Consider the following 25,801-nt stretch of genomic DNA (forward strand, 5'->3'; position numbering starts at 1 on the left):
CACCTTAGCATCACCTCACGTGGTCGTCGTAGAGGTGCTCGTGGTCGTCGAGGTGGCCACCGGCTCCGGAGATGGGGTCGCGGTGTCCCCCTCCCCTTCCTTCTCCAACGCCTGCGCGAGCACCTCGCTCATGTCGCTCGCGAAGTGAATCTCGAGGTGCTTTCGCACTTCCTCCGGCACCTCGTCCAGGTCGCGCGCGTTCTTCTCGGGAAGCACCACCCGGGTCAACCCGGCGCGGTGCGCCGCGAGGACCTTGGCCTTGATACCGCCCACCGGCAGCACCCGCCCGCGCAGCGTCACCTCGCCGGTCATCGCCGTGTCGGAGCGCACTTTTCGCCCGCTCAGAAGCGACGTCAACGCGGTGAAGATGGTCACGCCCGCCGAGGGACCATCCTTCGGTACACCGCCGGCCGGCACGTGCACGTGGATGTCCTGCCCCTCGAGGAAGCCGGGATCCACGCCCAGCGCTGACGCATTGCTTCTCACGTACGTCAACGCGGCGCGTGCAGACTCCTTCATCACGTCACCGAGTTGCCCGGTGATTTCGAGGCGCCCCCGCCCCGGCATGCGCGACGTCTCGATGAAGAGGATGTCGCCACCCACCGGCGTCCACGCCAGGCCCGTGGCCACGCCCGGAACCTGCGTGCGCTCCGCCACCTCGCTGAAGAAGCGGCGCTTGCCCAGGTGCGTCTGCAGATCGTCCGCGTCGATGGTCAGCTTGTGCGGCTTGCCGTCGGTGGCGCGCGCCACCTCGAGGGCCAGCGCGCGCACCAACTTGGTGAGCTGCCGCGTCAACTGACGCACCCCGGCCTCACGCGTGTAATCCGTGATGATGGCCGACAGTGCCGGATCGGTCAGATTGAGCGCGTCCAGATCGAGCCCGTGCTCGCGCAACGCCTTGGGGACCAAGTGGCTCCGCGCGATGTGCACCTTCTCGTCCGGCGTGTAGCCCGCGAGCTCGAGGATCTCCAGGCGATCGCGCAACGGCGCCGACAAGGTTTCCAAGGTGTTCGCGGTCGCGATGAAGATGACCTCCGAGAGATCGAAGGGAACCTCCAGGTAGTGGTCGGTGAACGCCTTGTTCTGCTCGGGATCCAGCACCTCGAGCAGCGCGGCCTCCGGCGAGCCTTGCCATCCCTGCCCGAGCTTGTCGATCTCGTCGAGCAAGAACACGGGGTTCTTCACCTTCGCCTTGCGCAAGGCGTGCACGATGCGGCCGGGAAGCGCGCCCACGTAGGTGCGGCGGTGGCCGCGGATCTCCGCCTCGTCGCGCACGCCGCCGAGCGAGATGCGCACGAAGGGCCGGCCCGTGGCGTCGGCAATCGATTGCCCCAGCGACGTCTTGCCCACGCCGGGCGGCCCCGCGAGGCACAAGATGGTACCGCGTGGGTTGCGCGAGACCTTGAGCACGGCCATGTGCTCGAGGATGCGCTTCTTCACGTCCTCGAGGCCGTGGTGGTCGGCGTCGAGCTTCTCTTTGATGGCGTCGATGTCGTTCTTGGCCTCGGCGCGGGCGCTCCACGGAAGATCGGCCAGCGCTTCGAGGTAGGTGCGGGCCACGTTGGACTCGGGGCTCTGCGGCGACATGGCCTCGAGCCGCTTCAATTCGCGATCGGCCACGGCGCGCGCTTCTTCGGAAAGGCCCGCGTTGTCGAGGCGCTCGCGCAGGCGCCCGATGTCGTCCTCTTTGTCGTCGCCGAGCTCTTTCTGGATGGCGCGCATCTGCTCACGCAAAAGCACGTCGCGCTGGGTTTTTCCGATTTCCTTGCGGACGTCGCCCTCGATCTTGCGGCGCATGTCCGAGAGCGTGGACACCTCGGCCATGAGCGCCGCCACTTGGCGAAGCCGCTCGAGCACGTCGGTGGTCTGCAGGACTTGCATCTCTTTGTCGGTGGCCAGGCCGAGGCCCGCGGCAATCTGATCGGCCACGAGGCCGGGCTGCTCTTCGGTGGCCCGCACCGAACTGCTCACGGCACCGCCCTGGCGACCCGCGAGCTCCTCGACCCGCTCGCGAAGAACGCGGGCGAGCATGCGCGCCTCGGCCGGATTGCTCACCGGCTCCTCGACGACGCTGCCCTCGGCGGTCCAATACGGATCGCTCGAGACGAGGTGCGCCATTTCGAAGCGACCCATGCCCTCGACGGTCATGCGGTATTCGCGATCGCCGGCGCGGGCGATCTGCTGCACCTTGGCGAAGGTGCCGTAGTGATAAAGGCCATCTTCCGTCGGCTCGCTGACCGAGCCATCTTTTTGCGTCACCACGACGAGGATGTCGCCGGGGCGAACCGCTCGGGCGAGCGCAACCGATCGCTCGCGACCGAGGGGGAGCGTCACCGTCGTGCCGGGAAAGATGACCCCGTTGCGCAACGGCAGAAGCGGAAATGTGGTTCTCGAGCTCATCGAGTCTCTCCAGATCGCCCGCGCGTTCTCGGCATCGCCTTCGCGCCCCTTTTGGCGCGTTGGCTGAGAACTGGAAGCCTGAGCGATGAACGGAAAGTAAATCCGTTCATCGTTCCGTCAACCAGGTACACTCGCCAGAGACCGATGGGTACTTCGGAAGCCGAGAGGCGCAAGGTCATCCTCGATGCCGCGCGGCGGTTGCTCTGTCACTACGGGCCGCACAAAACGACCATCGCGGAAATCGCGCGCGAGGCCGAGATTGGCGTCGGCACCGTGTACCTCGAATTCGCTTCGAAGGAGTCGATCATCGGCGCGCTGTCGGACCTCGAGCACGCGCGCGTTCTCGATGCGATGCACGAAGCCGTCGCCCGGAAAAAAGCCGAAGGCGCAAGCTTTGCCGACCAGATCGCCGCCCTTCTCGATGCGCGCGTGGAGATGTTTCTCGCGCGCGGAAGCCAAGGCGCGCACACGAAAGATCTGCTGCACTGCGGGAATCCGGGCGTCAAAGATGCGCACCTGCGCTTCGAGACGCGCGAGCGCACCTTGCTTGCGCACCTGCTGTTCGAGGGCGCGCAAGAGGGAGAGCTCCAGCCCTTTCCCAACGCCGAGGAAACGGCGAACGCGCTGCTTCTGGTCTACGCCGCCTTCGCGCCGCCCAAGTTGTTTTGCAGCCCCGCCGACGACGTGCGGCAGATGCTGCGCGCGGTGCATGGCCTGGTGAAGCACGGTTTGGTGCGGCGCTAACGCTACTTGGCCATCCGCATGCGGACGGACTCTTCGGTCTCCGCGTCCGTCTTCGGTAGGATGCCCGAGTCGTAGCGCATGCGGTCCGGGTGCATGTCGCAGAAGCCACGCTCGCGCGCGGCATCGTCGAACGAGACCGATGCGCAACGGCCGCAGATCGACAGGCGGCGCTCGTAGTCGCGCGGGCGAAGCAGCGCATCGACGGCGAACAGCGACATCACGCGGTCTTCGAGGCGCATGCGCGGCCAGTCGACCGGGATGTAGCCCATCTCGCCGCTGCCGTGGCGACTGCGCAAAACCGATCCCGCCGTCTTTGCCCAGATCGAGAGCGAGACGAGGCCATCGGGCGTGGCGTCGAGGCTCTTGAGCACATGATCGCGCACTGAGAAGAGCAAACGCTCAATGCGCTTGGCATCGACCTCGGTCATGGTCGGGCCAAAGCCCACGCGTTCCGAACCGGGCAGCGGATAGGCCGCCGCGTGGTAGGCGCCCACGAGCCAGCGCGCGAGATCGCGCTTCGTCCAGCCACGACCCACGCCGTTGACGAAGGCGAGACCCGCAGCCCGACAACTGGTGGCGACCCGCCATGGATTGCCCTCCTCCAAGTAGCAATACGGCTCGGCCTCCGCGGTCACGTCGTCTTCTTCGACGCCCTCGGTAAGCACGGTGCCGCTTTCAGGCGCCGCCTCATCGACGGGCTGGAACAAGGGGTCGTCACTGCTCATGATGGATGTGTGAGAGCAAATCCACGGCCAATCCCCACGCCAACGCGGGCCGTGAACCGGAGTTAAGGGGTCGCGAAAACACTCACCTTTCGACCCACCGTTTCGGACGGGTGCCACGGGCAAATTGTCACACTGAGACAAAGCGAGTGTGATCCATTCTGCGCTTTTTCCTTACCGCTGCTCTATCGGAGGAGATGCACTTCTCCAGCGACGAAACGTTCGAGAACCCCGTCATCGCGCCGAACCATGAGACGACCTTCGTCATCGATGCCTTCGGCGATGCCTGCAACGTCTTGATCGCTGCGAACACGCTTTCCGCGGAGCGCATCGACGGCCTCGAGACGCGCATGCACCGGTGCGAGCCCCCGCGCCGCAACCAAAGGAAGATCGCGTTCGAGTGCCTCGAAAAGATCCACCACGAGGGTCGCGCGGCTCGGAGGCTCGGGCGCGTGAAGCGCCACCGAGGTAGCCAGCTCCCGGATCTCGTCGGGGAATGCGCGCGTGTGCACGTTCATGCCGACGCCGAGGATCAACGCTTCCACTTGGCTCGCCGCAAACTGAGCTTCGACCAGGATGCCGCACACCTTGCGGCCATCGATCACCACGTCGTTGGGCCACTTCACGCGAACGTCCGCCTGGGGCGCCGAACGCGCCACCGCATCGCGCGCAGCCAGGCCGACGACGAGCGACAGGAGCGGGAGTCGCCGCGGCGGACACGCCACACGCGCCAACATGGACAGGAGAATGTTCTCTCCGGGCGGCGAGACCCATTGCCGCCCTTGCCGACCGCGCCCCGCGGTTTGTCGTTCGCTCATCCACGTCGCGCCGTGCGTCGCCCCATTTTTGGCGGCGCGCTTCGCTTCGTCGTTGGTGGACGTCGTCTCCTCGAGGACGGTGAGCGGCGTTCCCACGGTGAGGCCGCGCTGACGCAAGAGGGATGGAAGGTTTGCCAGATCGGGCGGCATGAAGGCCATGGGGCGCATCGTATCAGCCCTCGCTCATGCGGGCGCCCGACGGAGCGGGCAAGCGGCACCACCGGCGAACGCGATCCCCCAAGGGCAAATCGCGAAGCATGGGCCGCATCGCCAGGACGTACGCCACGCTGGAAATGGCAGCACCGGCGCCGCCGATGGCCAAAGCCCCGAAACGGCCGGGCGGTACGAGGTGCGGCTGGAGGGAGATCCAGCCGAGAAGAGCGGCCGCCGTCGCGCAGGGCCCCAACCTGAGCAACCACGCGGCAAGGTCGGCCGCGATGCTTCGCAAGGGCATCGCGTGCCGCAGAAGATAGAGGCCCACGGGGATCGAGGTGCCGAGCGCGGACACCGCGGTGGCGGCGGCCACGCCCGACGTCCCGAACCACCGGCCGAGCAGCAACGCGAGCCCGATGTGGAATCCCCCATTCACGAGGGTGACGAGGCCCACCTGCATCCGGTGTCCCAGCACCGCCGCGGTCGTCACCAACGCATGAACGACGCTGAGGACGACGATGTCGAGCCCGAAGATCGCGTTCAGACGCGCGCCGCCGAATAGCTCGGGTCCCACCCAAAGGGAAACGAATGCGGCGTTGATCGAGAGCGACACGCAAACGACGCCGCCGGTGAGAAACAACGTCACGCGAAGGATCGATCGCACGACGTTGGCCGTGCGCGCAGCGTTGCCCTCCGCGTGGAGCTGCGCCAGGCCCACGCAGGCACTGTCGGGGATGACCCAACCGAGCTGCATGAGCGCAAAGCAGATGCGCGAGGTCACGGCGAAGCTCGAAATGTCACCGCGCAACCCCACGCTGGCCAGGATCACGCTGTCGGTGGCAAAGGCGAGCTGCCAACCCAATGCCCCCAACCACGTGCCCGTCCCCGATGTGAGAATCGGCTTCACCTCGCGCCAGGAAGGACGCGGCCACCCGCGAAACAGATGACGATTGCGCGTGAGCGCGCGATGCACTGCGGCCATTCCCGGAATGAACGGCGGTACGGCCGCCGCCAGGCCGACGGCGTACAACCCGCAATCGAGTCGAACGAGTACGTACGCGAGGAGACCCGAGGCAAGGATCTGCAGGAGCTGAAACGGCCCCATGAACTTGAAATCCTGCTGCCCCTGGCAAAGCGTCGAGAAGAGGCGCAGCGGATAGGAAACCGCCACCCCGAGCACCATCACGAACAATGGCCCCGCGAGCATCGCGCGATCGGCTTCGGTCAAATGGAGAAGCGATGGAAATGCGAGCCATAGAACGAGCGCGAGCACCACGTAGAGGGCGCCGCTCACGACGCCGGCGAGGAGACCATGCAGAACGAGGCTGCGCATCCGCGTGCTGTCCTGTTGCGAATCGGCCTCGGCGAAGAGCCACGGCATCACCGCGAAGGTGCCGAGATCCGCAAGGGTGGCGTAGCCGAGGAGGGCTCCGGTGGCGAGCCACAACCCATAGCGATCGGCGCCGAGTGACCCGACGACGACGCGCGTGACCGCGAACCCCACGAGGACGGCGAACGCGGTCTGGCCGTAGCTGAAGACCGCCGCGATGAGAGCATTGGCCCGCCGGCTCATCTCGCGCGAAACTCGAGCAGAGACGGGATGTAGTCCTGCACCACGTCGAGACGAACGAATTTGCGCTTCGGCATCACCCGCACCTCGGAGGCCTGCGAAATTCGCTCCAGAACTCGCTCGAGCCGCCCCAGGTGCTCCTCGGAGGTGATGGTTCGCGCCATCTCCCATGCCCCATTGCGGAGGCGAAGATGGTGCACCGGATCGCGGAGCGCGCGCACCATGGCCTCGGCGAGGCTCGCGGACGTCGGGGGATCGGCGTGCGCAAACTCGCCGGACACGCCGGGCTCGAGCCATTCCGCCACACCGCCCATGGCATAGGCCACGGTGGGAAGCCCGGCGCATCCGGCTTCGACACCGACCATGCCGAACGTCTCGGGCATGAGCGTCGGAAGGACCAGGAGATCGGCGGCCTCCATGAGGGTTTGCCGGGTGCGGGCGTCGACCCACGACACGAACTGGATGTCGGCATTCGTGCGCCGCGCCTGCGCCTGGAACTCCTCCTCTGCGGGGCCGGAGCCCGCCACGACGAGACGCAATGGGCGACCAAGCTTCGCGCAGACGCGCGGCATGGCCTCGATCAGGTGATGGCACCCCTTCGACCGTACCAGCCGGCCCACGTACAAGATGGTATTCGTCGGAGACCGCTCTTGCGGAGGGCGGGAAATGGGGACCGCCTCATAAGGAGGAATCGGATTTCGATGAATCTGCCTGCCCGGGATACCATTGTGCACGAGCTCGTGTTCCATGTGCCGGCTGGCGACGAACACCGCACGGTAGCGAGCCATACGGCGTCTGTGCCCGCGCTCGCGCGCGTAGAGGCTCACGGTGGTAACGGGATTGAGGCCACCGCACCGGCGGGCAAAGTAATAAGCGAGGCAACCCGGCCCCAAGGTGCGTTCGCATTCGCGCATCTCGGGAAAGGCATGGGTCTTCGACCCGCTGATGCACGTACCGCGATGGGCGTGCACGAAAAGCGCTGCGGGATAGGCCTCCAGCAGGGCATCTTCCACCTCTGAAAAGCCCAATCCCTGCGCATACACCACGTCAGGCTGCCATCGAATCAAACCGGCGGGCAGCGCGGATTCTCCGCGGGTTTGCCATCTTGGAATATCGAGCCCCCGATCGATGTGCATCGTCGGATCGCCCGCATCCCGTTCGTACAACAATGCGACTTGGTGGCCGCGGGCCAAAAGCGCAGGCATGAGGGCGCGCAGATACGTTTCCGCCCCCCCGACGATCGTGCGCACTGGCGCCGCAATGACAATTCGCATGGGAGCTACCGCGGCCGGCGCGATAGCCATTCTCCGTTTCGGTTCAATCGAGCTCGCAAGTTCCGCAACCATACGCAACCCCTTCCATCGAGCAGCCATCGAATGCAGATCTCGGCCACCTCACGACGAATGACGTCGTGGGGGATGGACAGTCCAAACCCATTACGCTGTCAACGTTCAGCGCTATCGAGTCCTAAACCATCGACGCCACCGCTCATTTACATTTGGGACATCGGATGCGAATCCGTCACGAAGCATTCAAATCGTTAATTGCTTCAAGTTCCAAAGAGCGAGCACTCGAGTTTGACCTACCGTGTCGCGTGATGCCCTCCCCGGGCCATCGCGAAACGTTTGGAGCGGCGCGGGGAATCGAAATGGGTCCAAGCATAGGTTGATGGGACGGTATGACCCCGTCACGATGTCGCAATTGGACCGCTCGAGTGGAAATTGAGTGGTCAGCAAATAGCGAGCACCGGTTGCTTTGAACCTACGCAAGACGGCATGAATGTGGCGATGGGACAAGTGAATGAGACAATCGCGACAAAACACGAGATCCGCTTGGGGAAGACGGTCCTTCGTCAGGTCACGGTGAAGAAATCGACGGCTGGCCGATCCGAAGTGAGTCTCATTGTTTTCGATCAAAGCGGAGACAACATCGACACCTACATAATGGACGCCCGCCAAGTCGACGTGGCGCATCCAAAAGAAGTCTCCGCATGGAGAATCGAGCAAAGTGCGAATTTTCAGTTCTCGGATCAACGATGGGAGCGCTTCTCGAATGGCTTCACTCTCCACCAAGTTGGAGCCCACACCGGAGAGGCTGCCCGCGTCACCCCAGGCATTGGTGCGGTGCACCTCGGAAAATACCTGCTCCGATGATCGGGTATGGTCGGCGACGATCCTCCGTACAGAGCGAAACACCTTTAAAGAGAATGGGAGATGCCGACTCAAGGCATCCCGAACGATGTTCTTTCCAAGCATACGTACCTCCCCGGCCGCAAAGCACCCCCGCGCATCTGGGATTCCTTGGGTGATTGGGACATTCATCCCGAATCCGTCACTCCCCTCCAATTATCGTCCGGTGGTCAAAAACCGTTACCGGCACGCGAGCGCTAACGCGACACGGCGTACGCCAACGGGCCGACACTCGGAGGCAACCCGGACGGTGTATAGGATCCGGATGGCCCCTCAACGCTTTCTCGTCCTCTACTCCAGCGTGGTCACGCTTGCCTTCGCGACCACCGTCTTTGGCGGCATCGCCTTTCTGGCGAGAAAGCCGCACTTTCGTGAAATCGCGGTCGAGCGCATCAACATCGTCGAACCCGACGGCACGCTGCGTATGGTCATTTCTGACAAGGCGCGCTTTCCGGGAATGCCGCTGCGCGGGAAGGAATACCCGCACCCAACAGGCCGCTCCGAGACGGGGATGATCTTTCTGAACGACGAAGGGACCGAAAATGGAGGTCTAATTTTCGGCGGGAAGAACGAAAACGGGAAGCTATCGAGCTACGGGAGCCTGACGTTCGACCAATACGAGTCCGATCAGGTTCTTCAAATCGTCCACGAGCAGGACGGGGCGACGCACGACGCCAAAATCGTTCTTTCGGATCGTCCGGATAGCCCCACCACGGAGCCGCTCACACGCATCAAGAGCATGTCCGATGGGCCCGAGAAAGAGGCGCTCATTCGCAACTCCAAGGGCACGCCACGCCTGACCGTCGGCAAGGAAGACGATCGCTCCGTCGCCCTACGGCTGAAGGATGGCCAAGGGCGCGACCGCATCGTCTTGCGCGTGCCCGCGGAGGGTGCTCCCTCCATCGAGACGTTGGACGAAGACGGGAAAATCGTGAATCGCTGAATTATTCGCTAAGGCAGCAGTCCAGTGAACGCATCCGTTCGAAACGAGCTCGTGCTGGAACCGCGGCAGCGAGAAAAACCGGCGAGACCGGCGCGAAATGTCAGATCGGGACGCCAGGGTCGCCATCCCGTTTGGCGATTCTCTCGTCGGGTACGGACGAAGGCCCCGGCCTCGCCGGACTTGTCCCGCCGCTGCGGCTCGACTGAAAAGCATTGGCAAGAATGCCAGGTTCAATCGACTCTTGCGTTGGACCGTTACTCGAAATCGAGCCCGATGTCGGCGGCCGCCGCGGAGTGCGTGAGGGCGCCGACGGAAATGGCATCCACCCCCGCGCGCGCTAGCTCGGTGATGCGCGGCAGGGTGATGCCGCCCGAGGCTTCGACGATGGCCTTGCCGCGCGCACGGCGGACGCCCTCGGCCACGTCCTCGGTGGACATGTTGTCGAGGAGCACGATGTCGGCGCCCGCCTCGAGGGCTTCGTCGAGCTGGGCGAGGGAATCGACTTCGCACTCGATGCGGCACGTGTGCGGCGCACGGTCGCGCGCACGCCGAATGGCCGCGGCGACCCCGCCGCACGCGGCCACGTGGTTGTCCTTGATCAACACCGCCGAGCCGAGATTGTCCCGATGGTTCCGCCCGCCGCCGGCCCGCACCGCGTAGCGCTCCAGCACGCGCAACCCCGGTGTGGTCTTTCGCGTATCCGTGATGCGCGTCGGGCTTCCCGGCGGCAGGGCATCCACGTAGCTACGCGTGGTCGTGGCGATCCCGCTCATGCGCTGCACCAGATTGAGCGCCGTGCGCTCGCCCATGAGGATCGCACGCGCCCGGCCCTGCACGGTCCACAGCTTCGTCCCCGCTTTGACGAGCTCCCCTTCTCGAGCCCCATCGAACACCTCGAGCAACGGGTGCACACGCTGAAAGACGCGCCGGAACACCGGGCCCCCGCAAACCACGAGCTCCTTGCGCGCCACCGCATGCGCCACCGCGTCGGCCTCGGCATCGATGCAGGCTTCCGTGGTGAGATCCCCCGCCGAGAGATCCTCGTACAGAGCGATGTCTACGATTTTGTCGAGCGCCACGCCGGGTAGTTCGAAAGACATGAGGGTTTAGGGTTTAGGGTTTAGGGAACGAACGAGAGCACCGAGCATCCGCTCTACTTCATAGCAGCGATCGAGGAGTTCGCCGGACTGGTCGCTTGTAAGGTAGGCCAGGCGCGAGGCGAGTAGAAGCTGGGTCTCGAGCTCTCCTCCTGAGCCAGCCGCAATCCCCAGAAAGCGCAAGTAGTCGGCTTTCGTGGGCCGCTTGTACCCTTCGGCGATGTTGTAGGCAATGGATCGCGCTGTCTTACGCAATTCAGCCGTGATTCCGAAGCGCTCGTCTGCCGGAAAGGAGCGCGTAGCGTGATAGACCGCCACGGCGAGGTCAAAGGACTTCTGCCACACGAGCAAGTCCTTGAACGAGTTGAGCATCTCTCCTCTCCCCCTAAACCCTACCCCCTAAACCCTAAACCCTACCCCCTCACCACGTCTCGATGCGCCAGCCGCGGCGGCGGGCGATGCGCGAGAGGCGGGGGTCGGGGTTGACGACGACCTGCTCGGCGACGGCTTCGAGCAAGGGGAGATCGGTGTACGAGTCGGTGTAGAAGACCGATTCTTCGACGCGGAAGCCGAGAACCGCGGCCAAGGCGGTGGTGCGGATTACCTTGCCGTGGCCGTACGCCAACGGCTCGATGGGGCGGCCGGTGAAACGGCCGTCGGGGCCGACCTCGAGCTCGCTCGCGACGACATGCTCGATGCCCAACCGGCGCGCGAGCGGGCGCGCTCCGTAGGGTGAGCCTCCGGTGACGATGGCCACGATGTCGCCGCGCGCATGGTGCTCGGCGACGGCGGCGCGGCCGCGATCGCACACGTGCTCCTCCACGTAGCGGCGAAACCAATCGTCGCAGCGGGCGGCCATCACGGTCTCGGGCATCCCTGCGAGGGTGCGCATCGCTTTGGCCGCCACCTGGGCCGCGTCGATGACCCCCAAGGTGTACTGCGCAACCCAGAGGGACATGCGCGCGGCGTCACGCCAGGTGGCCTCGCCGATGCTGCGCTGATAGCGAACGTACAGGCTGGCGGTCTCTTTGCGCACCAGGGTACGGTCCAAGTCGAAGAGGGCGGCGCGGGGCATGTCAGTAGACTCCATAGCCTCGACCGAGGATCATCGAAAACATATTGCATGCGGCGTGGAAGAGAATGCTCGCCCCCACACCGCCGGTACGGGCCCGGAGCCATCCGAACACCAGCGCTGGAAAGAAGACCGCCAGACGCGGCGCCACGCGGATGGTGGCAAAATGACCGACGGCAAAGATGACGCTCGCCACCAAAAGCCCCGGCGTCACCTCCGCGCCCAAGATGCGCACGCGGTAAGGCAGCGCATCGTCCAGCCGTGTCTGGAGATAGCCGCGGTAGAACGCCTCCTCGGGCAGCGCGATGATGAGAAGCTGCCCGAGCGCCTCGTTCGCGAAGCTGGAATCCAGGTGCAGCTGGAAGTGTTCCCCCGCCCTCCACCACCAGCGCCATCCAAACCAAAATGGGACGAAGGTGATCGCCGCAAACGCGAGCGCCCAGGCGAGCGCACGGGCGAACTCGCCGAGAAGGCGCCGCAGGTCGAGCTTGCCCGGTAGCACCAAGCCGCCGAACGCAAGACCGTAGTGCGCCACCTTCGCATCGTCGTGCGAGAGCACCAGCCACCAGGCGCCCCCGAGAAACGTGAAGCCCACGGCGGACGCCACGTACTTGTCCGGCAGAAACGACGACGCCAAGGTCACCGCCACCGTGACGAGCAACGCGACGGCCAGCGCTTCGAGGAGGGCACGCCCGTCGAAACGGGGACGTTCGGGGCGTTCGGGTACTAGGGCTTGCACGAGACGCGGGCGGCGTACGCTTCGGTGTGGCCGGCTTCGAAGTCCTGCCACACCAGGGACCATTCCCCTTTGGAGTGGCCGGGCGCGATGGCCGGGCGCGGTTGGTCGCCCAGCACTTTGCCGATCACGCTGGCGACGCCCACACCGTCGCGGGTGAGCTGGGCCATCTTCACGCGGCCCGAATCGAAGTAGGCAATCTGCACCACGCCATCGGTGCCGACGGCCAGGGAGGGACGGTAGCTCTTCTCGCCGAGCTTCTTGCGCCAGAGGACGCGCCCGCCCGCCGGCTCGACCATGGCCGCGTAGGCGCCGCCCTTTTCGCCGTGCCAGGCGACGAAGCAGCCTTCGGCGCCGCAGACGATGACCGGCGAGTCGCCCGGCAAACGCGGGTCTTCGTTCACCAGGGCCACGTCGCCCAGTTCGCGATCGAGCCCGCCCTTGGGGCTCGCCGGGCCGGTGCGCTCCTCGAGGCCCTTCTGCAGCTCGGTGCTTCCGAGCTTCAGGCGCATGCGCGCAATCATGTGCTGCGGCTCGCGCTCCAGTTTGTACACGACGAAGACAGCATTGCTGGCGATGGCGATGGCCGGAAGCTTGGCGCTGGCCGTGCTCTTTCCGATGGACGGATAGTCCGTGAGGCGGATCTCGTTGCCCTGCGGCTCCAAATCGTTGGACAGCTTGCGCAGGAAAAGGTCGTCGCCCTCGTGGTCGCGCGCATCCTGCCAGGCCACGTAGAAGCCGTCGGGCGCGCGGTCCATCGCCGGGTAAAAGTTGCCCGCGCCGTCGGCGCCCACCAGGACGCTCGCGCCGCCGATGCGGCCGTTGGGATCGATCCAGCGGACGCGAACACCGGGCTCGTTGCCGCTCTTGTCCCAGTAATAGAGGACGGCGCGGTCGTTCACGGTGAGCAAGCCGGGACGCACGACGTCGGTCGCCTCCGGCGTGAGATCGCGGGGCACCGAGCGGGGACGGCCCACTTCGTCGAGCACCACCGAGTAGATGTGGAAGTGGCCCGCTTCCTCGTGGTCGTCGGTCCACGCCACCAAGGTGCCCTTGTCGACGGGGGTGATCGCCGGACGGCCGATGTTGCTCACCCCGAACCGCGGATGCCCAAAGGCCACGGGGCTGCAAATGTTCCGGGAACCGCCGTGCGCCGATACGGGGATGGCCTTGATCTGATCGGCCAAGCCGCGCGGTGCCCAGACACCCGGGGTGCTGCCCGGCAGGAGCGAGGCGAGATCTTGCGCTTCTTTGAGCCTTCGAAGCGCCCCCGGCACGTCGCCCGCGGCAAAGAGCCGCTGGCCATCGGCCATGGCGGTGAGCCACTTCGGTTCATCCGGCGGCGGGGTGCTCGAGGGGCTGCCCGAGGGCGCGGCCGGTGCCGCCGTGGCCGTCGACGCGACGATCGGCGTGTAGACCTGCGGCCGCAGCACGTGCGTCCACACGATGAACGCGGCCACCGAGCCACCGACGAGCAACGCCGACGACAAGAGCCATCGAAACGCCGACGGTGGCGGTGGGGGAAGGACCTGCGACGACGATTGCATCGACGGCGTGCGCCCGTTCAAATCCGGCACGCTGGTACCGCCCTGCCCCATCACCTGACCCGACGACCCGACGCCCGGACCGCTCGCGAAGGCCCCCGCCTGATCGGCGCGCAGCGCGGCACGCCGCGCGGTGCTGCCTGCCTCTTTCAGGTAGTCGGTCGCGGCTCCATCCACGATGGGCAGATCCATCCCGCCGCCCGCGTAGGCCGCCCGCACCACGCCGCCGCTGGCCTGCGCCGCACGCGACGGAAGCGCGACGGTCGCCTCGATGTCGCTCACGTCGTTCATGAACGACGCCTGCGTGCGCCGTACGACGGTCTGCACGTTGAAGGCTTGCGAGAGCGCGTCGGAGAGCTCTTTGGCGTCCTGGAACCGGTGATCGGGATCGCGCTCGAGGGCCTTGAAGAACCACTCGTCGAACGAATGCGGCAGGTCCGGCCGCAGCTTCGACGGCACGGGGATGGGCGCGGTCGCAATCGCCGCGAAGGTCATCGCCACACCCTGCTCGGTGTTCCAGACCGGGCGCCCAATGAGGCACTCGAAGGCCATGCAGCCCAGGGCCCAGAGATCGGCCCGATGATCGACGGAGCCTTGGCCCTTCACCTGCTCGGGCGACATGTACGCGGGCGTTCCGAACACCGCGCCCTCGCGCGTGAGGCGCGCCGTCTTCACGTCGGGCGCGACCGGCGCGTAAAACTTGGCGAGCCCGAAGTCGAGCAGCTTGCTGATCTCGCCGCCCTCTTCCGACTTGGTGATGAAGATGTTCTCCGGCTTCAGGTCGCGGTGGACGATGCCGGCGGCGTGCGCTTTGGCGAGTCCCTTCGCACACTGCGTGATGATGCGCACGGTGGTCTCGGGATCGATGAGGCGAAGGCGCGCCATGCGATCGTAGAGCGACTCGCCCTCGAGCAACTCCATGCAGATGAAGGGGCGGCCATCCTCGAGCCGGCCGGAATCGTACACGTCCACGATGTACGGGCTGCGTACGCTGGCGGCGGCGCGCGCCTCGCGGAAGAAACGCTCGATGACGATGCTGGAGGCGGAAAGTTCCGCGGCGAGCACCTTGACCGCCACCTTTTTGTTCAGGGTGGTCTGCTCAGCCTCGTACACCGCGGCCATACCGCCGCGCCCGATCTCCCGGGTAACGCGATACTTCCCGACCAGCAGGGTCCCAGAAGGGATCTTCGACTCGTTGGGAACAGGGCGCATTATGAAAACGGGTGAAGAATACGCGAACGGCACCCGAAGGGCGAGGTCAAGCCGAGCTTGTCGCCTCTGGCCATGGGCCTGTCGTTCGGCGCCATGCTAATCGGACAGGCCACCCTCGTGCGCCCTTTCCTTCGCCCCGTCGTTTTTCTGGTGATGCTCGTCCTTCTCGCGTCCGGCCGTGCGGAGGCCGCTTCGGACCCCGATCCATGGTTTGGCCGCGATAAAACGCTGCATTTCTCGGTGGCGGCGCTCATCGCGGGCGGAACCTACACCCTTGCGGCCACGCAGTTCGAGGCCCGGTATCCGCCGCTGCTCCTCGGGGCCGGCACCACCCTGGTGCTCGCCGCCGGCAAAGAAGTGTACGACGGCATGGGCCACGGGGACCCCTCGTGGAAGGACTTCACCTGGGGCGCGATCGGCATGGTGGTCGGCCTCGGTGTGGCGTGGGGGCTCGATCTGTTGATCCGCGGCGTCTCGCACGAGCACCCTCTGTTGGGCCCACCTCATCGTCCTGCGCCAGCTTCGTCGGGTCAGCCTGCCCAGCTGCAGCTCGCACCGCCGGCGTTGCTCCGATGGTGAGCACACACCTTGCCTCGTCGGAGCGGCGAGCGAGGTGCATCATGGCCATCAAGAAGCTCATCGACCTCTTCTCCGAGGCGGGCGTCCGCTGGAGCGACGACAAGTGCCACCGCATGGGCGCATCCCTGGCGTACTACGCGCTCTTCTCGCTTTTTCCCCTTCTGATGCTCGCGGTGACGGGCCTGGGGTTCTTCCTCGGCGACGACGAAGCCACGCGCGCCAAGATCGTCCAGTCGTTCGCCAACACGGGGGCGCCCGGGGCGCAGAGCCTCATCGATCAAACCTTGGCCAACATGCAGACGCACCAGACCGCGCGCGGCATCAGCACCGTGGTCGGTATCGTGGCCTTCGTGCTCTCGGCCAGCGCGGTCTTCAGCGAGCTCGATACGTCGCTCAACAAGATATGGCGATGCGAGGAGCGCCCCAGCGGCACCATCGTGCAATCCCTTCTCGCGACGGTGCGCGACAAGGCCATGGCGATGCTCCTCGTGCTCGGTGCCGCGCTTTTTCTGCTGGTTTCGCTGGTCGCCAGCACCGTGCTGTCGGCGCTCACCGACAGTGCGCGCGACGCACTTCCCATCGCCTGGGGGTGGACGCTGTTCGAACATGCCATCTCGATCGGCTTTCTCACCTTCTTCTTCGCGGCGCTCTTTCGGGTCGTCCCCGATTGCCACGCCAAATGGCGCGACGTCCTTGGCGGAGGACTCCTCACCGCCATCGCCTTCACCTTGGTGAAGCGCTTGCTCACGCTGTACCTGACCACCGTCGCGAGCTACAGCGCGTACGGGGCCGTCGGCGCCGTGCTGGCGCTTCTCACCTGGATCTACCTGGTGAGCCTTCTCGTGTTTTACGGGGCCGAGTTCGCCCGCGTCTATGCCGAGCGGTATGGCAGCCTTGCCTCACCGACCGAGGAACGACACGACGAGCGCGGCCCCGTAGCCGAACAGCGCCAGGAGCCAAAGCACCGCCCTGAGGCGCATTTGCTCCCGTAGGGCGAAGTACGGCGCCAGCGGGAACGCCACCAGCGCCAGCAGCGCACGCGCGCGCGGAGGCCGCCTCGAGAGGCCCGCCGCAATGGCAACGTGCACCGTCACGAGCAGTGCGAAGAAGAGCACCGTGGCCAGAACCGTGAGCGTGTCTTTCATGGCTTGCTGCTCTTTCCTCCTTTGTCTCCTCTGTCGCCTCCGTCGGCCCCAGCGTCCTCGATGGCCTGGATGGTGGCCCCGGTCGGGAACGGTTCTCCTTCTGGACCAACGATGGGGCTGCTCCCCGTGCGCGCACCGAGGAGCGGCTTGGGATCAGCAATGATCTTGCCGCCCGCGTCCTTCCACACGCCCGACGCGAAATACAACGTGCCATCGTGCCCGCGCACGGTCGTCCACGGCGAAAACTTGGCATTGGACGGAGCCATGACCCAACGGCCCTGCCGCCAGGACCAGCGCCGTCCGTCCCAGACCCATTCCCCGTCCAGCCAGACGGCCCCCTTGGCGGGAGACTCCGGAACGCGCTCGGTGTGCGCCGGCGGCGGCGGATAAGGGACCTCCATCAGCGCCGAGGTGTCCTGCCCCACGTATTTCGGAGCTGGAAGTCGCGACGGCCCGCAGGCGAAAAGCCATCCCACTGCGGTGCCCCCCACCGCCGGAGCCAGAAGAGAGACGAAAGCCGTTTTCTTACCCACGCGCATCACATTATGGTTTCCCAGCTTGTCTCTTCGACTTTCCGGGTCTCCTTTGTCTAGCAGCATCCTTGCCTTCTTGGCGGTGCTGCTTTTGACGCTCACGGGGTGCACGTCCATCCCCAAGGGGCGCTCGGCGATCGACACGGTCACCATCCGTGGCAGCTCGAAGGTCGAAGACTCGGACATCGAGGAGCGCCTGGCCACCGCCGAGACGCCGAAGTTCCTGGGCATGTTTCGCGGCGTGGTCTTCGAGTACGAGCTATACGACCGGTTCGTCTTCCAACGCGACTTGGCCCGCGTGGAACGATTTTACCGCGCCCGTGGTTTCTACGATGCGCACGCCCGCGCCGGGCGTATCACGCGCATTTCCGAGAACCACGTGCGGGTCGAAGTCGTGGTGGAAGAAGGAAAAGCGATCGTCGTGCACAGCGTGGCCCTGCATGGCATCGAGAGCCTCTCTCCGCGTGAGTCCCGCGCCGTGCGCCGTGCCATCCGCAAGACGCTGCCGGACGATCAGCCCTTCGACGAGGACAAATACAAAGACGCGGAGATTCAGGTCGTGCGTGCGCTCACCGACCGCGGCTTCGCCTACGCCAAGGCCGACCGCGATGCCAGCGTCGATCTGGTCGCGCACACGGCGGACGTCTCGTTCACCGTCACCTTGGGCAAGAAGGTGCAATTCGGCGAGGTGACCTACGAGGGCAACGGCGACATTCCACTCGAGCCGGTGAAGCGCGCGCTGGACATCAACCCCGGCGAGCCGTACTCCACGGCCGATCTCGACGCCGCCCAGCAGGCCTTGCTCGATCTGCAGGTCTTCAGCTCCGTGGAGATCATTCCGGACTTGGAGCACCCCGAGACGGGGAAGGTGCCCCTCCACGTCAAATTGGAACCGTCGAAGCTGCGCACCATCAAGTTGGGCGGCGGTATCGAGTTCGACAAGATTCGCTCCGACGTTCACTTACTCTTTGGGTGGGAGCACCACAATTACCTCGGTGGATTGCGCACGCTGTCGGTGCAGTTTCGACCGGGCCTGGTGTTCTATCCGCTGCGGGCCGACAACATCGTCATGCCGCGGGATTTCCTTCCCATGGAAAAACTGCGCATCGAACTGAGGCAGCCAGGCTTTCTCGAGGCGCGGACCTCTGGCTTCATTCGCCCGGAATTCAACGTCATTCCCTTCATCCCACCGATCGATACGAAGTACATCGATACGGCGCCGGTCATTGGATACGCGGAGGCCAAGACCGCGGTGGGAGTCGACCGTACCTTCGGGAAAATCTACGCCGCCCTCGTGCAGAGCGTGAATGTCGCCTACCCGTTTTCGTATTTGGGTGAGAAGGACGATGCACTGCGTACATTGGTCATCTCCGGCCCCGAGCTGATCACGAACCTGGACCTTCGTGACAACCGGGTTCACCCTCACAAGGGTTTCTATCTGGGGAACAACTTGCAAGTCGCAGGCGGAATCTTTGGCGGCCACGCATCGGACATCAAGATCCAGCCGGATGCGCGTGCGTACATTCCGTTGCCGCACAAGATCACCTTGGCGATGCGGTTGAGCGTCGGCTTCCTCTTTCCATTCAATTACGGTGAGGTGGTGCGCAACAAATTGGGCGAGGAGCTCGATCCCAAGAACAATGCGCAGCGGGCGGAGCGAACGCGCGATTTCCAGATCATGTACTTCCGCGGCCTGTTCTCCGGCGGCTCGAGCTCGAACCGCGGCTATGCGCTGCGCAGCATCGGTCCGCACGCCATCGTTCCATTTCTCAATCCGGACCTGGCCTCGCTCCAATTGGACGAGCCCGAGTGCGCCTCGGTCAACACGGCGGGACTGCCGCAGATACCGCAACCGCAATGCGGTATCGCCGTTGGGGGTTTCACACTTTGGGAAACCTCCCTCGAGGTGCGCGTTCCCCTCTCGGGTCCACTCAGCACCGCGGCGTTCTGCGACGCGAGCGATGTTTCGCCTCAGCGCGTGAGCTTCCGTTTGGATCGGCCGCACCTTTCGTGCGGGCTCGGGATCCGTTACGACACACCGGTAGGGCCTATCCGGCTCGACCTCGGCTACCGAATCCCCGGCTTGCAGGTGCTCAAGGACCTCACGCCCCAAGAGAAATTCGAAGAGGGCGACCCGGGCGACATTCTCGGCATCCCCATAGCGATTGCGTTCGGCATCGGGGAGAGCTTTTGAGATGAGATTGCGCCGGACCCTGGGTGTCTTCGGTGCGGTGATCGGAACGGCCGTCACCTTCGCCGTAGCGACCGTGGGCGGCGTGCTCTTGCACATCAACCTGCCGGCCACCCGAAGGGTCATCGCCGCGCAGGTGAACAACGTGCTCGCGACGACGTTTCAGGGCAAGCTCACCGTCCAGCGCATCGGTCGCATTGGACTCGGCGGGGTGAGCGAGCTGCGCGGCGTCAGCGCCACGTTGGACGATCCCGACGGCAAGCGCGTGGCCTGGCTCGACGGCGTGAACGCGTCCATCGACACGCGCGATCTCGTGCGCTCCTTGCTCCGCGAGAAGGGGGCCATTCGCATCGTCCTGCCGGAGCTTTCCGTCGATGCCGCGGAGGTGTCGCTCGATTCGGATTCCTCGGGCTCGCTGGGCCTTGCGCACGCATTCGAGTCGGTGTCGCCGAGCCCTCCGGATGCGCCCCCCGGGCGCGGCGTGAACGTGGGCATTCCCAACATCGCGCTTCATCATGTGTGGGTGCACGGCACGATGGGCGGCGCCCCGCCCATCGACGCCGAGGTGAACGAGGCACGCGTCGCGGTGCTCGTCGAGCCGGGCATCACCATCGACGTGAAGCAGGCGAAGCTCGTCACCCGGGCGCTGCCCAGGGGTGCGAACCCGCAAGGCGATCTCACGGCGCACATCGCGATGCCGTCGGCCACGGGGCAAGAAATGGGGCTGACGGCGACGTTTGCCGGCGACGTCGCGGGGATCCCCGCCACGGTGAATGCCTCGATGGATGGCTCACGCGTCGACGCGGTGGTGGACCTGCCGCACGCCACGCGCGATCGCCTGCGTGCCCTCGCGCCCGAGGTCGAGTGGGGCGCCGACGGCAAGGTCCACGCGGAGGCCCACGGCACCTTGCCGCGCCTTGCGGTCACCGCCGACGTGGCCTTCGAGCGCGAGGCCGGGGCCAAGCCCGCGAAGGTTCACGTGGCCGGCGACGTGCGCGTTGCACCGGTAACGTCGGTGGACCTCACGACGGAGGTGCGCGACGTCGACGTGCGCGCATTCTCGTCGACCGCGCCCCCGTCGGACCTCTCGGCCGACGTGAAGGCCTCCGTCCGGCTCGACGAACACGGCGATCCGCAGGGGACCTACGAGGTGCGCGTGCTACCCGGCGAGGTGGCCGGCCAGCGCGTTCCGTCCGTGAAGCTCCAAGGCAAGGTCCAGGGCACGCGCATCAGCGTGCGCGGCCACGTCGACGAGCCAGGCGCACCGACGGAGATCATCGCCTCGTTCAACGGCAAGCGCCCCGAGCCCACGGTCAAATTCGAAACGCACACGCACATCCCCAGCCTCGATGGAATTCGTCGCGTCGGCCCCATCGCGCAGGGCGCGGTCGACGTCCACACGCGCGGCGTGATCAAGCTGGGAAGCCCCACCATCGACGCGCGCGTCGACGTCGAGGGGCGCGGCATCGAGCAGTCCGGCGTGGCCCTTCGCACGGTGCACATCGGCGGACGCGTCACCGGCGAGCTCACGAATCCGTTCGTCGACGCCAACATCGAGGGCAACGATCTCGATGCGCAGGGCCGCCATTTTCCCGAGGTAACCGTGCAGGTGCGCGGGCCGGTCCTGGCGCCGGTCATCGGGGCAGTGGCGCACGGCCAGGACGAGACCCGCATCGAGGTCGGCGCCGCGGTGCAGGTCGCCGACGGCGTCACCTTGCGCGACGTGCGGCTCGACTTCGTGGAGCCCGACGTGGCGATGGTCACGCGCGCGGAGCGCATCCACATCGGCAAGAATGGGATCCTCGTCGAGGACACGGTCATCAAGGGCCTGGGCGCGCCCATGATGGTCCGCGCGGAGCGCAACAAGGAGGGCATCCGCGTCCGCCTGCGCAACGAAGGGCTCGACCTCACCAAGGTATCGCGCCTGGCGCAGCTCGATCCGGCGTTGATCCGTGCCGGCACACTCGATTGCGACGTCGACCTGGTCGTGCACCCCAAGGGCGTCGACGGCACGGTCGCCCTCGGGTTGAAGCACGCGAAAGTCGGCGCCGTGGAGGACGCGAGCGCGAACCTCCATGCGACGTTCGACGACAAGAACGTCGAACTCAAGGTGCATGCTGCCTCGGCGCGTCGCGGCTCGGTGGACATCGAGACGACGACGTTGAAACTCCCCGGCTCGCCGCTCGATCCCAATGCGTGGGAAAAGGTCATCGGCAAGGTCCACATCGAGAGCACGCTCGACATCGACGAGATGCGCGACCTCATTCCGAAAACCACGCCGTTCCGGCCCACCGACGGCACCCTGCTGGTGAACCTCGACCTCGAGCGCGACCAGGGGCACGAGGAGCCGGATCTGACGCTCTCGGTGCGCACGGAAAAACTGGCGCTGCAGGCTCGGCGCAAGCGCTTCGTCGATGCCGATGGCAACAAGGTCGTGGCCCCGCCCGCGTGGAAGCTCGAGGGGGTCGACTTCGCGCTCGACGCGACCATCAACGGCGAGGACGGCACGAGCCACATCTCGGCAAAGGTCGCCGACGCGACATCGCCGCTCGTCGAGTTCGATGCCGAGGGCACGATCCCGTACCGCAAACTGCTGCGCGACGAGATGGCCGGTCACCCGGCGCACGCCATGGGTCTCTTGGAGCGTTCGCCTTGGTCGGCGAAGCTCAGCATTCCGCGACGCAGGCTCGATAGCTTGCCGGCCCTCTTGGGCACGAAAGAGCTCCTGGGCGAGGTCGACTTCGCGCTGCGCGTGGAGGGCACGGCCCTCGAGCCGCGCATCGGGCTCGCGGCCCACGCCATCGACGTCAAACGCCGCCGCGGGGCCGACTACCCGGCGACCAGCGTCGATTTGCTTGCACAATACAATGGTGGAAAGGCGACGGCGGGCATCTCGGTGCGCTTGCCAGAGCCGCAAAAGGGCGCCACACGCCTGCAACGCGCCCAGCAAAATGCGACGGCCGCCGCCACCGTGCCGGATACGCCGCGCCAGGAGGTGTTCGCGCTGCACGCGGATGCGAACGTGAAGCTCGCGGACCTTCTGCACCCGCCGAAGAAGGGCCCCGCGTGGGATGCGACCGCCCACGCGAAGATCAAGAGCTTCCCGCTGGAGAGCGTCGCCTTCTTCTCGGATCGAAACATGCGCGGCCATGTCAGCGGCGAGTTCGACATCACCGACCTTCACCGCAACGGCCGCGCGCATGCCGAGGTGCGCTTCGAGGGATTGCGCGTGGGGCGCGCGGAATACACCGGGGCCAAGGTCTCGGCCGACTTGGACGACGCGGGGGCGCGGGCGCACGTGCGCTTCGATCAGAAAGACGGATTCGCGCAGGTGGACGTGCGCGGCAAGTCCGTTTGGGGCGCCCAAGTCGCGCCGGCGCTCGATCGGACGAAGCCCGTCGAGGCGGAAATCAAGGCCGAGGGCTTCCGCATCGCGGCCCTGCTCCCCTTCCTGCAGCCCACGGTGAGCGACATCGACGGGCGCGTGCACGCCGACGCGCACGTGTTCCTTCCGCCGCCCACGCACGCGCAGACGAAGGACGAGGAGGACGAAGAGCACCCGACCATGGAGGGCAACATTTCGCTTCGCGATGGCACGGTGGAGCTGCCGATCCTCGGCGAAAAGCTCCAAGGCCTGCGCGCCAACGTGGTCATCGAGCGCGGAGGGCGCGTGCGAGTCGATGGCATCGAAGCGCGCACCGACGAAGGGCACGTGACCGGCGAGGCTTCGGTGCGGCTCGCGGGGTTGAAGCTCCTGGACGCAAATGCCTCGTTCGAGATCCCCAGGGGCGAGGCCTTCCCCATCAGCCTTCACGGCGAGGAGCTGGGCGAGGTGTTCGGCAAGCTTTCCATTCGCGCGGCGGGCGATCCGGCGCAGAAGGCCATGACCGTCGATGTGGATGTGCCCTCCATGCACATCAAGCTTCCCGACACGTCGAGCCACGCCGTGTTGGACCTGGACCGCGCGGAGAAAATCCGAGTCGGCGTGCACCGCAAGCCCAAGGAGCTCACGCTGCTGCCGCTGACGCCACAGGAATACGAGCCGGAGGAAGTAAAGCCGGCAGGGGCCCAGACGAAGCTCACCATTCGCACGAAGCTCGGCCACGACATCGAGGTGCGACGCGGCTCGGACATCCGCATCCAGATGACCGGCGATACGGCCGTCGCCGTCAACGGCGAGACGAAGATGACTGGGCAACTTCGCCTCCTGGGCGGGAATCTCGAGGTGCAGGGCAAGCGCTTCGAAATCGAAAAGGGTACGGTCACCTTCACGGGCGATCCGAGCAACCCGGTGATCGTCGTCACCGCGGGTTGGTCGGCTCCGAACGGCGCGCGTGTTTATGCCGACTATCTGGGCCCCCTCAAGACCGGCAAAGTGAACCTGCGTTCCGAACCGGCCCGCTCGCAAAATGACATTCTGGCCCTGATCCTTTACGGCACGGACCAAGGCGGAAACGCGCCGAAGCCGCGCTCGGCCAGCGGCACGACGCAGGCCGTGGGCGTGGGCGGAGGGTTTGCGACGCAGGGGCTGAACAAGGCCCTCGAGGACATCACCGGCAGCGACGTGGTGAGCGTACGGCTGGACACCTCCAGCTCTGCCAATCCTCGGCCGGAGGTGGAATTCCAGATATCGCGGCGCATTTCGTTGCAGCTCGCCACCGTCTTTGGGCGTTTGCCATTCGACCAACCGGACCGAAACCTTGCCACCGTCGATTGGCGATTTCGCACGAATTGGTCGGTGGAAACCACGGTGGGCGACAAGGGCAGTTCGATGATCGATTTGATTTGGCAAAGGCGATATTGAACCCCGCGGCTCAAGCGTAGTTCCAAGTCGCGTCGCGACTCGTATCTTGGGTGATGTCCAATTCGTAGATGAATGACGCGCTTGGGGCATGCGAAGCTCGTCGCTATGAGCGCCGACCACTCAGGTAACTCTGGCATTCCGCGTCGTACCTTTCTCGGGTCGATCGCCTTGTCGATCCTCGCGAACGCCTGCAATCAGGAATTGCAGGCCGATGAAGGCCAATCGTCTTCGGCCCTCACGGAAGACGAAAGCCTTGCCATCCCCCGGCGAAAACTCGGCAAGACCGGTGTTTCCGTTTCGATGGTGGGGCTGGGCGGATGGCACGCCTCCGTTCCGCAGCTGCAGGTGAGCGAATCGATTCGCATCATTCAATCGGCGATCGATCGCGGGATTAACTTCCTCGACAATTGCTGGGATTACCACGATGGCGAGGCGGAGCGGCGCATGGGCCTCGCGCTCCGCCATGGCTACCGCCATCGCGTCTTTTTGATGACGAAGCTCGACGGCCGCACCCGCGCCTCGGCCAAAGGGCAGCTCGAGCAGTCACTGCGGCGATTGCGCACGGACATGATCGACCTGGTGCAGGTCCACGAGGTGATTCGCGACAGCGATCCCGAACGCGCCTTCAAGGAGGGCGGCATCGAGGCACTCATCGAGGCGCGCCAGGCGGGCAAGATCCGCTTCATTGGATTCACGGGCCACAAGGACCCGAGCATTCACTTGAAGATGCTCGAGACAGCCGACAAATACGGATTCTGTTTCGACACCGTGCAAATGCCGCTCAACGTCATGGATGCACACTTCCGCAGCTTCGAGCACCACGTGCTCCCGGTGCTTTTGCGAAAAGGCATCGGCGTGCTGGGCATGAAGTCCACGGGCAACGGCGTGATTTTGCAGAGCGGCGTGGTCAATGCCATCGAGTGCATTCACTACGCCATGAACCTTCCCACGTCGGTGGTGGTCACCGGCTGCGACAGCATGGCCATTCTCGATCAAGCCATCCGCGCCGCGCGCACCTTCAAACCCATGTCCAAGGCCCAAGTGCGCGAACTCCTCGCCCGCACCCGCGACGCCGCCCTGACCGGCCGCTACGAGGTCTTCAAAACCACCGAAGAACTCGACGCCACCACCACCCACCCCTGGTGGCTCGACACCGACTGCATCAAAGAAGACTGCAGCTCGCTCTAGCCCTCATTGGAACGGCCGGAGAGAATTCACAGGAAGACGGGAAGGCGGGAAGGGAACCTGCCTTCTCGGCACAGAAGGCTCTTTTTTGGGTTTTCCAGTTGGCTCACTAGGCCAACTGGAAACCCTCAAAACCTTTCCGTCTTCCCGTCTTCCTGTGAATT

20 protein-coding genes are annotated in these 25,801 nt (G+C 65.4%); 8 read left to right on the forward strand and 12 right to left on the reverse strand.

What is annotated here, in order from left to right:
• Positions 1–15 precede the first annotated feature (15 nt).
• Positions 16–2,400, reverse strand: coding sequence for an endopeptidase La (gene lon, locus LVJ94_36620; protein WXB02428.1), 2,385 nt, complete (start codon positions 2,398–2,400; stop codon positions 16–18).
• Between the two features lie 144 nt (positions 2,401–2,544).
• Between lon and LVJ94_36625 the strand changes: the two genes are divergently transcribed.
• Positions 2,545–3,144: a TetR/AcrR family transcriptional regulator gene (locus LVJ94_36625; protein WXB02429.1), complete on the forward strand. Its 600-nt coding sequence runs from the start codon at positions 2,545–2,547 to the stop codon at positions 3,142–3,144.
• A gap of 2 nt (positions 3,145–3,146) precedes the next feature.
• Here the strand turns inward: LVJ94_36625 and LVJ94_36630 are convergent, their stop codons facing one another.
• From LVJ94_36630 to LVJ94_36645, 4 genes are all read right to left on the reverse strand, one after another.
• Positions 3,147–3,869, reverse strand: a complete 723-nt coding sequence (locus LVJ94_36630; GenBank protein WXB02430.1) for a hypothetical protein — start codon at positions 3,867–3,869, stop codon at positions 3,147–3,149.
• 182 nt (positions 3,870–4,051) lie between these two features.
• Entirely contained in the window at positions 4,052–4,843 is a 792-nt protein-coding gene (locus tag LVJ94_36635; GenBank protein WXB02431.1) for a biotin--[acetyl-CoA-carboxylase] ligase, read from the reverse strand.
• 13 nt (positions 4,844–4,856) lie between these two features.
• Positions 4,857–6,410 carry a hypothetical protein gene (locus LVJ94_36640; GenBank protein ID WXB02432.1) on the reverse strand — a complete coding sequence of 518 codons (1,554 nt, stop codon included), beginning with the start codon at positions 6,408–6,410 and terminating at the stop codon, positions 4,857–4,859.
• Complete coding sequence (locus tag LVJ94_36645) at positions 6,407–7,681, reverse strand: glycosyltransferase family 4 protein (protein WXB02433.1); 1,275 nt, start codon at positions 7,679–7,681, stop codon at positions 6,407–6,409. The genes LVJ94_36640 and LVJ94_36645 overlap by 4 nt, the downstream gene beginning before the upstream one ends.
• A gap of 501 nt (positions 7,682–8,182) precedes the next feature.
• Here LVJ94_36645 and LVJ94_36650 point away from each other — a divergent pair.
• Together LVJ94_36650 and LVJ94_36655 are read left to right on the forward strand one after the other, a co-directional pair.
• Entirely contained in the window at positions 8,183–8,560 is a 378-nt protein-coding gene (locus LVJ94_36650) for a hypothetical protein (protein ID WXB02434.1), read from the forward strand.
• Positions 8,561–8,861: 301 nt separating this feature from the next.
• The gene (locus LVJ94_36655) at positions 8,862–9,539 is read left to right on the forward strand and encodes a hypothetical protein (GenBank protein WXB02435.1); all 678 of its coding nucleotides are present in this window, start codon (positions 8,862–8,864) and stop codon (positions 9,537–9,539) included.
• 254 nt (positions 9,540–9,793) lie between these two features.
• Here the strand turns inward: LVJ94_36655 and nadC are convergent, their stop codons facing one another.
• Genes nadC through LVJ94_36680 form a run of 5 tightly spaced genes read right to left on the reverse strand, consistent with a single transcriptional unit; the run spans position 9,794 to position 15,200 of the window.
• Entirely contained in the window at positions 9,794–10,639 is an 846-nt protein-coding gene (nadC, locus tag LVJ94_36660) for a carboxylating nicotinate-nucleotide diphosphorylase (GenBank protein ID WXB02436.1), read from the reverse strand.
• Between the two features lie 6 nt (positions 10,640–10,645).
• Positions 10,646–11,008: a four helix bundle protein gene (locus LVJ94_36665; GenBank protein ID WXB02437.1), complete on the reverse strand. Its 363-nt coding sequence runs from the start codon at positions 11,006–11,008 to the stop codon at positions 10,646–10,648.
• 49 nt (positions 11,009–11,057) lie between these two features.
• A complete protein-coding gene (locus LVJ94_36670; GenBank protein WXB02438.1) occupies positions 11,058–11,711 on the reverse strand; it encodes an HAD-IB family hydrolase in 654 nt (217 codons plus the stop codon).
• Between the two features lies 1 nt (position 11,712).
• Positions 11,713–12,447 (reverse strand): MrtC family glutamic-type intramembrane protease, encoded by a 735-nt coding sequence (gene mrtC, locus LVJ94_36675; GenBank protein WXB02439.1) that lies wholly within the window; start codon positions 12,445–12,447, stop codon positions 11,713–11,715.
• Positions 12,435–15,200 (reverse strand): serine/threonine protein kinase, encoded by a 2,766-nt coding sequence (locus LVJ94_36680; GenBank protein WXB02440.1) that lies wholly within the window; start codon positions 15,198–15,200, stop codon positions 12,435–12,437. The genes mrtC and LVJ94_36680 overlap by 13 nt, the downstream gene beginning before the upstream one ends.
• A 93-nt stretch (positions 15,201–15,293) precedes the next feature.
• Here LVJ94_36680 and LVJ94_36685 point away from each other — a divergent pair, with 93 nt between their 5' ends.
• Complete coding sequence (locus LVJ94_36685; protein ID WXB02441.1) at positions 15,294–15,779, forward strand: hypothetical protein; 486 nt, start codon at positions 15,294–15,296, stop codon at positions 15,777–15,779.
• A 41-nt stretch (positions 15,780–15,820) separates the two neighbouring features.
• On the forward strand, positions 15,821–16,771 hold the full coding sequence (locus tag LVJ94_36690) for a YihY/virulence factor BrkB family protein (GenBank protein ID WXB02442.1): 951 nt from the start codon (positions 15,821–15,823) through the stop codon (positions 16,769–16,771).
• Here LVJ94_36690 and LVJ94_36695 read toward each other — a convergent pair.
• Positions 16,679–16,924 carry a hypothetical protein gene (locus LVJ94_36695; GenBank protein WXB02443.1) on the reverse strand — a complete coding sequence of 82 codons (246 nt, stop codon included), beginning with the start codon at positions 16,922–16,924 and terminating at the stop codon, positions 16,679–16,681. The genes LVJ94_36690 and LVJ94_36695 overlap by 93 nt on opposite strands.
• Entirely contained in the window at positions 16,921–17,457 is a 537-nt protein-coding gene (locus tag LVJ94_36700; protein ID WXB02444.1) for a YXWGXW repeat-containing protein, read from the reverse strand. Before LVJ94_36700 ends, LVJ94_36695 begins: the two co-directional genes overlap by 4 nt.
• A gap of 52 nt (positions 17,458–17,509) precedes the next feature.
• Between LVJ94_36700 and LVJ94_36705 the strand changes: the two genes are divergently transcribed.
• The 3 genes from LVJ94_36705 to LVJ94_36715 all read left to right on the forward strand — a co-directional run bounded on the left by LVJ94_36705 (position 17,510) and on the right by LVJ94_36715 (position 25,640).
• Complete coding sequence (locus LVJ94_36705) at positions 17,510–19,651, forward strand: BamA/TamA family outer membrane protein (protein WXB02445.1); 2,142 nt, start codon at positions 17,510–17,512, stop codon at positions 19,649–19,651.
• A 1-nt stretch (position 19,652) separates the two neighbouring features.
• Positions 19,653–24,452, forward strand: a complete 4,800-nt coding sequence (locus tag LVJ94_36710) for a translocation/assembly module TamB (protein ID WXB02446.1) — start codon at positions 19,653–19,655, stop codon at positions 24,450–24,452.
• 105 nt (positions 24,453–24,557) lie between these two features.
• Positions 24,558–25,640: an aldo/keto reductase gene (locus LVJ94_36715; protein ID WXB02447.1), complete on the forward strand. Its 1,083-nt coding sequence runs from the start codon at positions 24,558–24,560 to the stop codon at positions 25,638–25,640.
• Positions 25,641–25,801: the final 161 nt, after the last annotated feature.

Source organism: Sorangiineae bacterium MSr11367 (assembly GCA_037157805.1).
GTDB lineage: Bacteria > Myxococcota_A > Polyangia > Polyangiales > Polyangiaceae > Pendulispora > Pendulispora rubella.

Coding starts and splice junctions, on each gene's coding strand:
- lon (WXB02428.1), bottom strand. CDS start 2,400: ATGAGCTCGAGAACCACATTTCCGCTTCTGCCGTTGCGCAACGGGGTC.
- LVJ94_36625 (WXB02429.1), top strand. CDS start 2,545: ATGGGTACTTCGGAAGCCGAGAGGCGCAAGGTCATCCTCGATGCCGCG.
- LVJ94_36630 (WXB02430.1), bottom strand. CDS start 3,869: ATGAGCAGTGACGACCCCTTGTTCCAGCCCGTCGATGAGGCGGCGCCT.
- LVJ94_36635 (WXB02431.1), bottom strand. CDS start 4,843: ATGGCCTTCATGCCGCCCGATCTGGCAAACCTTCCATCCCTCTTGCGT.
- LVJ94_36640 (WXB02432.1), bottom strand. CDS start 6,410: ATGAGCCGGCGGGCCAATGCTCTCATCGCGGCGGTCTTCAGCTACGGC.
- LVJ94_36645 (WXB02433.1), bottom strand. CDS start 7,681: ATGCGAATTGTCATTGCGGCGCCAGTGCGCACGATCGTCGGGGGGGCG.
- LVJ94_36650 (WXB02434.1), top strand. CDS start 8,183: ATGAATGTGGCGATGGGACAAGTGAATGAGACAATCGCGACAAAACAC.
- LVJ94_36655 (WXB02435.1), top strand. CDS start 8,862: ATGGCCCCTCAACGCTTTCTCGTCCTCTACTCCAGCGTGGTCACGCTT.
- nadC (WXB02436.1), bottom strand. CDS start 10,639: ATGTCTTTCGAACTACCCGGCGTGGCGCTCGACAAAATCGTAGACATC.
- LVJ94_36665 (WXB02437.1), bottom strand. CDS start 11,008: ATGCTCAACTCGTTCAAGGACTTGCTCGTGTGGCAGAAGTCCTTTGAC.
- LVJ94_36670 (WXB02438.1), bottom strand. CDS start 11,711: ATGCCCCGCGCCGCCCTCTTCGACTTGGACCGTACCCTGGTGCGCAAA.
- LVJ94_36680 (WXB02440.1), bottom strand. CDS start 15,200: ATGCGCCCTGTTCCCAACGAGTCGAAGATCCCTTCTGGGACCCTGCTG.
- LVJ94_36685 (WXB02441.1), top strand. CDS start 15,294: ATGCTAATCGGACAGGCCACCCTCGTGCGCCCTTTCCTTCGCCCCGTC.
- LVJ94_36690 (WXB02442.1), top strand. CDS start 15,821: ATGGCCATCAAGAAGCTCATCGACCTCTTCTCCGAGGCGGGCGTCCGC.
- LVJ94_36695 (WXB02443.1), bottom strand. CDS start 16,924: ATGAAAGACACGCTCACGGTTCTGGCCACGGTGCTCTTCTTCGCACTG.
- LVJ94_36710 (WXB02446.1), top strand. CDS start 19,653: ATGAGATTGCGCCGGACCCTGGGTGTCTTCGGTGCGGTGATCGGAACG.
- LVJ94_36715 (WXB02447.1), top strand. CDS start 24,558: ATGAGCGCCGACCACTCAGGTAACTCTGGCATTCCGCGTCGTACCTTT.